This is a genomic window from Streptomyces sp. MnatMP-M17, assembly GCF_900091995.1.
Lineage (GTDB): Bacteria > Actinomycetota > Actinomycetes > Streptomycetales > Streptomycetaceae > Streptomyces.
In genome coordinates this window covers 1-10151 of the sequence record NZ_FMDK01000094.1, presented here as the reverse complement: position 1 = coordinate 10151, position 10151 = coordinate 1, and the positions used below count along the sequence as shown (strand labels likewise).

At 71.5% G+C, this 10151-nt stretch carries 10 protein-coding genes; 5 read left to right on the top strand and 5 right to left on the bottom strand.

Annotated features, from left to right (window positions below; translation table 11 throughout):
- The 5 genes from GA0115259_RS05405 to GA0115259_RS05385 form a co-directional block, all read left to right on the top strand.
- The coding region (locus tag GA0115259_RS05405) for an acyltransferase domain-containing protein (RefSeq protein WP_141716458.1) at positions 1 to 1653 on the top strand (1653 nt) is incomplete at its 5' end.
- Positions 1650 to 2672: a 3-oxoacyl-ACP synthase III family protein gene (locus GA0115259_RS05400; protein WP_093591617.1), complete on the top strand. Its 1023-nt coding sequence runs from the start codon at positions 1650 to 1652 to the stop codon at positions 2670 to 2672. The genes GA0115259_RS05405 and GA0115259_RS05400, both read left to right, overlap by 4 nt.
- Positions 2669 to 2947 carry an acyl carrier protein gene (locus GA0115259_RS05395; RefSeq protein ID WP_093591614.1) on the top strand — a complete coding sequence of 93 codons (279 nt, stop codon included), beginning with the start codon at positions 2669 to 2671 and terminating at the stop codon, positions 2945 to 2947. The genes GA0115259_RS05400 and GA0115259_RS05395 overlap by 4 nt, the downstream gene beginning before the upstream one ends.
- Complete coding sequence (locus tag GA0115259_RS05390) at positions 2944 to 3804, top strand: 2-oxo acid dehydrogenase subunit E2 (RefSeq protein ID WP_256097913.1); 861 nt, start codon at positions 2944 to 2946, stop codon at positions 3802 to 3804. Before GA0115259_RS05395 ends, GA0115259_RS05390 begins: the two co-directional genes overlap by 4 nt.
- 22 nt (positions 3805 to 3826) lie before the next feature.
- Entirely contained in the window at positions 3827 to 4585 is a 759-nt protein-coding gene (locus GA0115259_RS05385) for a 4'-phosphopantetheinyl transferase family protein (RefSeq protein ID WP_256097912.1), read from the top strand.
- Positions 4586 to 4607: 22 nt separating this feature from the next.
- Here the strand turns inward: GA0115259_RS05385 and GA0115259_RS05380 are convergent, their stop codons facing one another.
- The 5 genes from GA0115259_RS05380 to GA0115259_RS05360 all read right to left on the bottom strand — a co-directional run.
- Positions 4608 to 7334, bottom strand: coding sequence for an AfsR/SARP family transcriptional regulator (locus tag GA0115259_RS05380; RefSeq protein WP_237539781.1), 2727 nt, complete (start codon positions 7332 to 7334; stop codon positions 4608 to 4610).
- Between the two features lie 38 nt (positions 7335 to 7372).
- Positions 7373 to 8362, bottom strand: coding sequence for an AfsA-related hotdog domain-containing protein (locus tag GA0115259_RS05375; protein ID WP_161230297.1), 990 nt, complete (start codon positions 8360 to 8362; stop codon positions 7373 to 7375).
- Positions 8363 to 8602: 240 nt separating this feature from the next.
- A complete protein-coding gene (gene fdxA, locus GA0115259_RS05370; protein WP_093591603.1) occupies positions 8603 to 8923 on the bottom strand; it encodes a ferredoxin in 321 nt (106 codons plus the stop codon).
- The gene (locus GA0115259_RS05365; RefSeq protein ID WP_093591600.1) at positions 8920 to 9975 is read right to left on the bottom strand and encodes a 2-oxoacid:ferredoxin oxidoreductase subunit beta; all 1056 of its coding nucleotides are present in this window, start codon (positions 9973 to 9975) and stop codon (positions 8920 to 8922) included. Before GA0115259_RS05365 ends, fdxA begins: the two co-directional genes overlap by 4 nt.
- A partial coding sequence (locus tag GA0115259_RS05360) for a hypothetical protein (protein ID WP_202449692.1) occupies positions 9965 to 10151 on the bottom strand: 187 nt, incomplete at its 5' end. The genes GA0115259_RS05365 and GA0115259_RS05360, both read right to left, overlap by 11 nt.

The window sequence follows — 10151 nt, the reverse complement described above, 5'->3', positions numbered from 1 at the left end:
ACCCCCGCCACGGACACGGGTGAACTCGTCGCCCGGCTACGTGAGTCGGCCGCCGACGCCGAACTGCTGGCCCGGCTCTCCGACCGGCCCGCCGGCCGGCCCCGTACCGCGTTCCTGTTCACCGGACAGGGCTCGCAGTATCCGCGGATGACCGCCGCACTGTACGAACAGTCGCCGCTCTACCGGCACTTCCTCGACGGGGCCGACGCCGCACTGCTGCCGTACACGGGCCGGTCCGTGCGCGACCTGATCCTCGCGGGCGACGAGGCGGTGCACAGCACTCGGTGGACGCAACCCGCGCTGTTCGCCGTCGGCTACGCCCTCGGCCGGACCCTGACGGAACTCGGCGTGCACCCCGGCATGCTGCTCGGCCACAGCGTCGGCGAGTTCGCCGCCGCGGTCCTGGCCCGAGCGCTCCCGTTGGACGGCGCCGCCCGACTGGTCGCCGCCCGGGGCGCCCTGATGCAGGAACTCCCCACGGGCGGCGGCATGCTGGCCGTCCGGGCCGCCGGTGCGGACATGGACGCGCGGATCGAGCCCGAACCCCTGGTCGGCGTCGCCGCGGTCAATGGCCCCACGTCCACGGTGCTCTCCGGTGATCTGGAGGCCCTGGAACGGATCGGCGCCGAGTTCGCCGCCGCGGGAGTCAGCACCCGAAGACTCCAGGTCTCGCACGCCTTCCACTCACCCTTGATGCGGCCCATGCTGGACCGCTTCGCGAAGGTCGCCGGCGAGGTCGGTGGGGGAGTGCCCGAGATCCCGCTGTACTCGACCGTACGTGGCCGGGTGCTCGACGGTGAGGCGATGGACGCCGCGTACTGGGTCGAACACATCGGCGCCACCGTGCTGTTCGGTGACGCCGCCGCCGCCCTGCTCGCCGACGGCCCCACCCATCTGGTGGAGACCGGCCCCCAGCCGGTGCTCTCCGGAATGGTGCGCCGCCTCGACCAGGGTGCGGTCCCGGCACACGTCCTGCCGGTGCGCGGCCCCGAGTCCGCGGGCCGGGCGCTCGCCGAGGCCCTTGCCGAGCTGTACCGGGGCGGTGTCGAACCCGACTGGGACGCCGCGTACGCGCCCGAGGAACGGGTCGCGCACCCGCTGCCGCCGTACACCTTCTCGACGGAACACCGCTACTGGGCGAGGAATCCGGTGCGGGGAGCGGAAACGGTCGCCCCCTTGGCCGGGCCGACGGCCCCGGCGCTCGCAGCGCACCGGGAACCGGAGACCGTCACCGCGTCCCTCCTCACCCTGGACCGGCCCGGCGGTGGCCCGGCAGACCCCGTCGGGGACGCCGTCCTCGGCGCCGTGCGGCTGGTCGGTGGCTATATCGACGCCGACATCGGCCCGCACGACCGGCTCTACGAGGATCTCGGCTTCGACTCCGTCATGATCATGGAACTGAAGAACCGGCTGGAGACCCGGCTCGCGGGCGTCGGCACGCTGACGGTCCAGGACCTGTTGCCCCGGCTCTCCTCCGTCGGCGACCTGATCGCCTTCCTGCGCGAACTCGGCGCGACGGTGCCGGGTCCCGCGAGCTCCGGCGGCATCGAGGAGAACCGGGCGCGCAAGGAAGAAGACCGGGCGCTCCGGGAAGAAGACCGGGCGCTCCGGGAAGAAGACCGGGCGCTCCGGGAAGAAGAGAGGACCGCATGACCACTCCGACGACCTATCTGGCCTCCATCGGCACCGCGCTGCCCGGTGACCCGGTGGACAACGCCACCCTGTCCAAGGTGCTCGGCATCAACGAGGAGTGGATCGAGCTCTTCATCGGCACCAGAACGCGGTACTTCTCCCGGGACCTCGGCACCGGCGTGGTGCGCTGGTCGCTCGCCGACCTGTGCGCGCAGGCCGCCGAGCAGGCGCTCGCGGCCCCCGGTGTCGACCCGTCCGAGATCGAGTTCATCGTCCTCGGCACGGCCACCCCGGACAGCCTGATGCCCGCCACCGTCAACCATGTCGCCGACCAACTGGGCCTGGACCAGATCCCCACCTTCCAGCTCCAGTCCGGCTGTGCGGGTGCCGTCCAGGCCCTCGGCGTCGCCCGGACGATGATCGCCTCCGGTCAGTACCGTACCGGCCTCGTCATCGGCGGCGACGTGTGCAGCAAGCACCTCGACCTCCAGCGCGACGTGTCCGGCGCCGCCCCCGGCGACCTCGTCAACTACGTCCTGTTCGGCGACGGAGCGGGGGCGGCCGTCCTCACCGACGAGCCGCGCGGACAGCGGGTCGCGCTGCGCCACGTCCTCAACCGCTTCACCGGCCTCGGCCGCAAGCCCGGTCAGGTCATCGAGTGGTTCGGCCTCGCCGACCGCTACGACGACCGGCAGGCGCTCACCGAGGACTACAAGGCCATCGAGGAGTCCGTGCCCGTCATGGCGGTCGAGATCCTCTGGGAGATGCTCGGCGAACTCGACTGGGAGGCCGACGAGTTGGACTATCTGCTGCCGCCCCAGCTGTCCGGCCGGATGACCAGCCGTATCACCGAGGAACTCGACGTGCCGACCGCGAAGGACATCTCGTGCGTCGCGGACACCGGCAACAACGGAAACGCCCTGCCCTTCCTGCAGATCGAGAAGTTGCTGGAGCGGATGTCGGGCGGTGAGCGGGCCCTCGCGGTCGCCGTCGAGTCCAGCAAATGGATCAAGGCCGGCTTCGCCCTGGAGAAGATATGAGCATCGACAGTACCGCCCCCACGCCCGCTCCCGGCCCCGCCTCGGACGGCTTCACCCTCGACGACTATGTCCGGTTCGTCAACGACGAGATCGGTATGCCGCTCGCCCCCGAGCAGGTCGCCGCCGACTTCGACGAACTCCCCGACTGGGACTCGCTGTACCTCCTCAAGCTCGTCACCGCCCTGGAACCCGCCATCGGCCGCAAGGTCCCGGTGGGCAAGGTCCTGGAGGCCCGCAGCCTCAAGGAGATCTACGAGCTGGCGGTGACCGGGTGAGCACCAGCGCCGTCGTCGTGCAGCGCCGCCGCCACACCCTCTACTTCCTGGAGTGGGCGGCGGCCCAGCGGTCGGTGCACCTGGACACCGACGTCGACATGACCCGTATCCAGGCGCACCGCGCCGCGGCGCGCGACAACGGCCGGCGCTATTCGGTCGTCGGCTATCTGCTGTACGCCGCCGGGCGGGTCCTCGACCGGTACCCGGAGGCGAACGCCGTCATGGCACCCGGCTGGCCCGGACTGCTGCGACGCCCGAGAATCGTCCGCTTCGACGGGGTCACCGCCAAACTCGCCCTGGACCGGCCCGTCGAGGGCGAGCGCACCGTGCTCTCGGCGCTGGTGCCCGGCCTGGAGGCGGCGAACCTGCGCGAGATCCAGGAACGCATCGACCGCTACCGGGGCGAACACGCCGCCGAACTGCCCGAGTTCAAGGGCGTACGGTTGCTGGGCCGGATCCCGGTCGCGCTCGGGAGAGCCGCCTTCGCCGCGGCGCTGCGCGATCCGCACCGGCGCGCCGGTGTGTTCGGCACCGTCTCGGTCAGCTCGCTCGGCCACCGCACCGTCGACGGCTTCCACTCGGCGGGCGGCACCGCCGTCACCCTCTGCGCGGGCCGCATCGTGGACCGTGCGGTGGTCCGTGACGGCATCGTGGTGCCGGCGCCGATGATGCGGCTGGGCCTCACCTTCGACCACCGGGTGATCGACGGCGCGACCGCGGCCGACGTGCTGTCCGATCTCCACCACACGATGGAGACCTTCGATGACGGCACCTGGGCACCGGACCCCGGGCCCGGCCCTCGGGGAGCCGATCGCGATCCGCGGCCCCTCGGCGGACTGGAGCAGAGTACGCACTGACCTGGACCGGCACGGAGCCGCGGTGCTCTGCGCCCGGCAGGACGAGTGGCAACCCGAAGGGGCGGGCGCGCGGCGGCTGCGCGCGCTCCTCGGCCATGACTGGGAGCGCTACCGGGAACTGACGCACCCCCGGATCCGCGCCCGCTTCGCCGCATCCCGGGTCTTGCTCAAGTACGCCTCCGCCGCCGCGCTCGGCGTACGACCGCAGTCCGTCGAACTCGGCTACAGCCTCACCGGACGCCCCTGCTTGCGCGGCTACGACGGCGTGCACATCAGCCTCAGCCACACCGACGACCTGCTGCTGGTCGGACTGGCCACGGACGGCGCCATCGGCGTCGACGCCGAGCGCAGCGACCGCGTCCTGTACGGCTCCGGTCTCGGCCGGCACATGTGCACACCGTACGAGACGGAGTTGATCGAGGCCATGCCGGTCGCGGAGCGCAACCCCGCCCTGCTGCGGCTGTGGACCCTCAAGGAGGCCTACAGCAAGGCCATCGGTCTCGGCATGCGGTTCCGCTTCACCGACTTCGGCTTCAGCCCGGACCGGGCGCCCACGGATGTGCTGCGACCCGACGGCACCCCAGGCACGGTCGGCGCGTGGGCCTTCCACACCGTGTCGTACGCCGCCCACTACACCCTCGGCGTCGCCATCGGCGACGACGGCTTCGGCCGGACGGGGGACCCGGCGGCGGCCACGGCACTGGACCCGGGCATCGTCGAGGCCCTGCTGACGGCACTGGACGAGGAAGAGCGGGAGATCCCCGCCCGGTGCCGGGAATGACGCCACCGGCACCGGACAGGTTCTAGGCGGCCCGCTGGGCGGGTCCTGACGGGTGGAACAGCCAGACACCCGGGCGGACTTCGAGCGGGATCGAGGATGCCTCTTCCGACTGGCCCGACGCGAGCGCTGTACGGAGGGCGGACGCCGTGCGCCGCGCGTACTCGGTCCAGCGGTGCTCACCGGCCAGGCGCGCGGCGCTCTCGCACTCCTCCAGGAGGACGAGTGCCTCCTCCTGGCGGCCTTCGCGCTGCGCCACCAGGGCCAGTCCGCGCAGCGACTCGGCCCGGCCCCGCGCGTCGTCGGCCAGCCGGCTCTCCGACAGGGCGCGCGCATAGGTGCGTCCGGCCGGTGCGACCTGCTCCATGGCGAGGAGCGCGTCCGCCTCGGCGGACAGACAGCGGCCCGCCGCCACCCGGTCACCGTGGCGGGTGAACAGATCCCGGGCCATGCGGTACCGGTCGGTCGCCAGCGCGGTCTGATGGCGCTGCCAGGCCAGGTCGCCGAGGGAGCGCAGGATCACGGCCTCCGCGTGGATGTCCTCGGACTGTCGGGCGGCGTCCAGCGCGAGGTCGTGCGTCGACTGCCACTCGTCCCACAGGGCGCTCGCCTCGTAGTAGCCGGCCGTGGCCGAGGCCAAGGAGCAGCACAGACTCCACAACCCGGCCGTATGCGCCTGCCGCACGGCCTCCGACAGGCCCGCGGACTCCTCCTGGAACCACCGCAGCGGCGCGTTCCCGACCACCTCGTCGGGGGAGAGCGCGGGCAGCGGTTCGCCCTCGTACGTGAGCCGTTCCCTGCCGGGCGCCATGAGTGCGTCCGCGTGCCTGGCCAGGGTCAGGAAGGCATGGCACAGCCGTTCCGTGGCCGCGTGGCCCTCCTCCGGGGACTCCTGGGCCAGCACCTCGACGGCCAGCGCGCGCAGCAGTGTGTGGAAGCCGTACCGCACGGGCGCGAGCCGCCCCGGGCATCGTCGTGCCTCCAGGAGATGAGCCTGCACCAGCTCTTCGGTGAGCCGATCGGCCTCCGCGGGGTCCGTGGCGAGCAGCACGGTCGCGCTCCACGGGGCGAAGTCGGGCAGCGCGGTCGGCGCGAGCATCCGGAAGGCGTGCCTGACGTCCTTGTCCGCGTCGTGGTACGCGGTCAGCAGAGTGCCGCGTACGTCGAGATCGCCCAGGGCGAGCGCGGTCAGCCGGGTCCGCTCGTCACGCAGTCGCCGGGCGAGTCCGGCGGCGGTCCAGTGCGGGCGGGCCGCGAGTCCGGCGGCTGCTACCCGAAGGGCCAGCGGCAGTCGCCCGCAGAGCCGGACGATCTCTCCTGCCGCCTCCGGATCGTCCCGCATCCGCTCGCCGCCGCACGCCGTGAGCAGTGCCTCGGCCTCCGGCGCGGAGAGCACGTCGAGGCGCAGGTGCTCCACGTTCTCCAGCGCGCCGAGTACTTGACGGCTCGTCAGGATCACCGTGCTGTCGGGCAGGGCCGACAGCACGGGCCTGACCTGGGCCTCCGAGACGGCGTCGTCCAGGATGACGAGCAACTTGCGGCCCCCCGTGCGTGCGTGCAGCAGCTCCGCGAGTTCCGACTCGGACGACGGCAGCGGTTCCGCGCCGGAATCCGTTCCCGCTTCCGGGGCGCGAGGCCGGCGCAGTCGTCGCAGCAGCATCGCCATGGCGGTCCTCGGTTCGACGGCTCGCCCGTCGGCGTCCCGCAACCTCACCAGGATCCGTCCGTCGGGGAACCGGTCGGCGGCGTCGTGGGCGTGTCGCACGGCCATCGCCGTCTTTCCGGCACCCGCCCGGCCCGACAGGACGAGCACCTTGTGCCGTCCGGGCGGATCGCCCGCCAGCAGCCGCTCGCCGGCGGCCAGTTGGTCCTCGCGGCCGATGAAGTCCGCCACGGTCGGCGGCAGCCACACCGTGGGCCCCGTATCCCGGCCGCCGTATCCTTCGGGCCGGCCGGCCGGCCCGGCGCCCGGGCGGTCGTCGGATCCGCCGACGGGAACGGCCTGGCGCTCCGGCTCACCGTGCCACGCCAACGAGGGATCGGAGGCGAGGATCCGCTCCTGCAGCCTGCTCATCACCGGCCCGGGCTCCACCCCGAGTTCGTCGACGAGTGCGCGCCGCGCCTGGTGATAGACCTGAAGGGCGTCGGAGTGCCGACCGGACCGGTAGAGCGCCACCATCAGATGACAGCGCAGCGTCTCGCGCAGCGGATGCTCGTGGGCCAGGGCCATCAGCTCACCGACCAGCTCCTGGTGCAGCCCGAGTCGCAGATCCGCGGAGATCCGCTGTTCCAGCACCTCCGCGCGCAGTTCGTTCAGCCGGATCGCGGAGGTCTCCAGCGAGGGCCCGTGCGGTATGCCCGAGAGCGCGGGCCCCGTCCACAGCCCGAGCGCCCGGCTGAGCGCCCGCGAGGCCGCCTCGTACGAGCGACGGCCGTACGCGGCGCGGCCCTCGGCCCGCAACGACTCGAAGACGGCCAGATCCAGTTCCTCCGGGGCGACCCGCATCAGATAGCCGGGGGGCCGGGTCACCAGGGGCTGCACCGTCTCCGCCGCGGCCTCGTCGGTGTTCTCCAGCAGGGCCTTGCGTAGTTGGGACACATACACCTGGAGGGTGGTGCTGGCCGTGCGCGGTGGCTCCGCACCCCACAGTTCGTCGATCAGCGTATGGGTCGACACCACCATGTTGCTCTGCACCAACAGGGTCGCGAGGACCGCGCGCGGCTTGGCCGCGGACGGCGTGCGGGGCGACATGTGCACAGGACCGAGTACTCGGTATCTCATCGCGCGGCTCAGCAGTCCTGGAGCACGGACGCGGAGATCCGCGCCACGACCCGGTTGCCCTGGACGAACGACAGCCGCAGCTCCACGACAGGCCGGCCCGCCGCGTCCCGGCACACCCGCCCGTCCGTGCGGCGCGCGCCTTCGCGCACCGTGCAGTACAGCGGCACCCCCGGCTCGGCGAAGCCGCGGAACGAGGCCTCCCACCGGGACAGTACGGCGTGCGAAGGGACGAAGCCGCGCAGCTCGGCGGCGGCGAGCAGCCCCACTTGGCGGGACACTTCCAGAAACAGCATCGGCGGTACGTCGTCCGGTGCGTCCGCCTGGAAACGCAGCTCGGCGGCGGCCTTGGCGTCGATGGGGAAGGCCAGTCCGTCACGGCCCTCCGCTCCGATGTGCTCGGGCAGCCCGACCAGGACATTACGGGTGTCCCGGTGACCCACCTGTTCGGGCAGCGGCACGCCCGGGGACACCAGCTCACCGTGCCCGGCGGCCACGGACTCCTCGCTCTGTCGCCGGCCGAGTTCGCGATGGCTGTGGTAGACGCCCCGGCCGAGGAAGGCCAGCCGGGCCGACGCGGTGCCACAGCGTTCGCCGTCGATGGAGACGGTGGCCTCGCACTCCAGGCCGCGCGGTACACCACCCACGAAGTCAATGGGCTTGACCCCGAGTTCCAGGGCGATCCCGGCCCGTGTGCCGCCGCTGCGCCATGTGTCGAGATGGGTGATCTCGGCGCTGCCGGAGGCAACCACGGGGTGCCAGCTCGTCGGCACCCTGAAGTACCGGCGTGCCGCGAACAGCATGGTCTGGCGCAGGGCCTCCACGGGGAAAAGCAGATCGTGGTACCGCGACACGGAGTCGCCGAACAGCGGGTGCTCTTCGGGCAGTTCCGCGGAGAAGGCGAAGTTCTGTCTTGTCGGTGCGGTCGCCTTCAGGAGAAAGGACTCGGGGCTGGCCGGTCTGTGGACCAGATGGTGCGTACCGAGGAGGGGAGGGGACAAGGGCGGGGAGCAAGGCGGGGAGCAGGTGGAGGAGAAGGAAGGGGACGGTGCGGTAAAGGTGTCCATGGGATGGGGAATCCTTCGCGGCAGTGTCCGGCGGCTCGGCGGAAACGCTCGGGTGTGCGTGCGCTTGACGGGCTGCACGTTGCCCGACTCCGCTGAAGGACCGGGGAAGCCGCACTGAAGTGCCAGGGTCCGGCTCCCCTCGCACCCTGGGCACTCAGCCCGCTTTCTGGGCACTCAGCCCGTTGTGGCCGGTTCTCCGCCGACGATCGGGTGGTCCCGGGCCAGCGGCGCCGCCCCGCTCGCACCGCCGGGTGCTCCGGTCTCGGCGAAGACCTCCCGTTCGGCGGTGAGATAGCCGGCCCACTCGTCGGGCAGGGCGTCGTCGTAGAAGATCGCCTCGACCGGGCACACGGGCTCGCAGGCGCCGCAGTCCACGCATTCGTCGGGGTTGATGTACATCTTGCGCGGACCCTCGTAGATGCAGTCGACGGGACACTCGTCGATGCAGGCCTTGTCCTTGAGATCCACGCAGGGCTGGGCGATGACGTATGTCATGAGGTCTCCACGGTCCAGGTGTCGTTGCCGGTGAGGAGGGCGGCGAGGTCGCCCCTGCCGTACCGCTCCACGGCGGTGTCGAGCTGGTCGGACATCCGGGCGTCGTAGACCGGCCGGGCGACGGACCGGAAGACGCCGATGGGTGTGTGGTGCAGGGTGTCGGGGTCGGCGAGCCGGGAGAGCGCGAAGGCGTTCGTCGGCGACGGGTTGTGCGCGTCGTGGACGAGGATCTGCGACTGGTTCTCCTCGGTGACGGCGACGACCTTGAGGTCTCCGGTCGGCGAGTCCCGTACGACGCCCTTGGCGCCGTCCGCGCCGAAACGGATCTGCTGTCCGTGCTCCAGGCGGATCACCGCTTCCTCCGCCTGCTGACGGTCCTTCAGGACCTCGAACGCCCCGTCGTTGAAGATGTTGCAGTTCTGGTAGATCTCGACCAGCGCGGTGCCGGGGTGCGCGGCGGCTTGGCGCAGCACGCTCGTCAGGTGCTGCCGGTCGGAGTCGACCGTACGGGCCACGAACGACGCCTCGGCGCCGATCGCCAGCGACACCGGGTTGAACGGTGCGTCGAGGGAGCCCATCGGCGTCGACTTGGTGATCTTCCCGACCTCGGAGGTGGGGGAGTACTGGCCCTTGGTCAGCCCGTAGATCCTGTTGTTGAACAGCAGGATCTTCAGGTTGACGTTGCGGCGCAGGGCGTGGATGAGGTGGTTGCCGCCGATCGACAGGGCGTCGCCGTCACCTGTGACGACCCAGACCGACAGATCGCGGCGCGAGGTGGCCAGACCGGTGGCGATCGCCGGGGCGCGCCCGTGGATGGAGTGCATCCCGTACGTGTTCATGTAGTACGGGAAGCGGGAGGAGCAGCCGATGCCGGAGACGAAGACGATGTTCTCGCGGGCCAGGCCGAGTTCGGGCATGAAGCCCTGGACCGCGGCCAGCACCGCGTAGTCACCGCAGCCGGGGCACCAGCGCACCTCCTGGTCGGACTTGAAGTCGCGTACCGACTGCGGAACGTCCGCCTTCGGCACCAGCGACAGTGCCTCAACGGGCATGGACGGCCTCCTTGAGAACGGTGGCGAGCTGCTCGACCTTGAACGGCGTTCCGTCGACCTGGTTGTACGAGTGCGCGTCCACCAGATACTTCGCCTTCAGCAGGGTGGCGAGCTGCCCGAGGTTCATCTCCGGCACCACGACCTTGTCGTACCGCCCGAGGATCTCCCCGAGGTTG

Excerpts from the sequence above, each read along its gene's own strand:
- GA0115259_RS05400 (WP_093591617.1), top strand. The coding sequence starts at position 1,650 with ATGACCACTCCGACGACCTATCTGGCCTCCATCGGCACCGCGCTGCCC.
- GA0115259_RS05395 (WP_093591614.1), top strand. The coding sequence starts at position 2,669 with ATGAGCATCGACAGTACCGCCCCCACGCCCGCTCCCGGCCCCGCCTCG.
- GA0115259_RS05380 (WP_237539781.1), bottom strand. The coding sequence starts at position 7,334 with ATGTCGCCCCGCACGCCGTCCGCGGCCAAGCCGCGCGCGGTCCTCGCG.
- fdxA (WP_093591603.1), bottom strand. The coding sequence starts at position 8,923 with ATGACATACGTCATCGCCCAGCCCTGCGTGGATCTCAAGGACAAGGCC.
- GA0115259_RS05365 (WP_093591600.1), bottom strand. The coding sequence starts at position 9,975 with ATGCCCGTTGAGGCACTGTCGCTGGTGCCGAAGGCGGACGTTCCGCAG.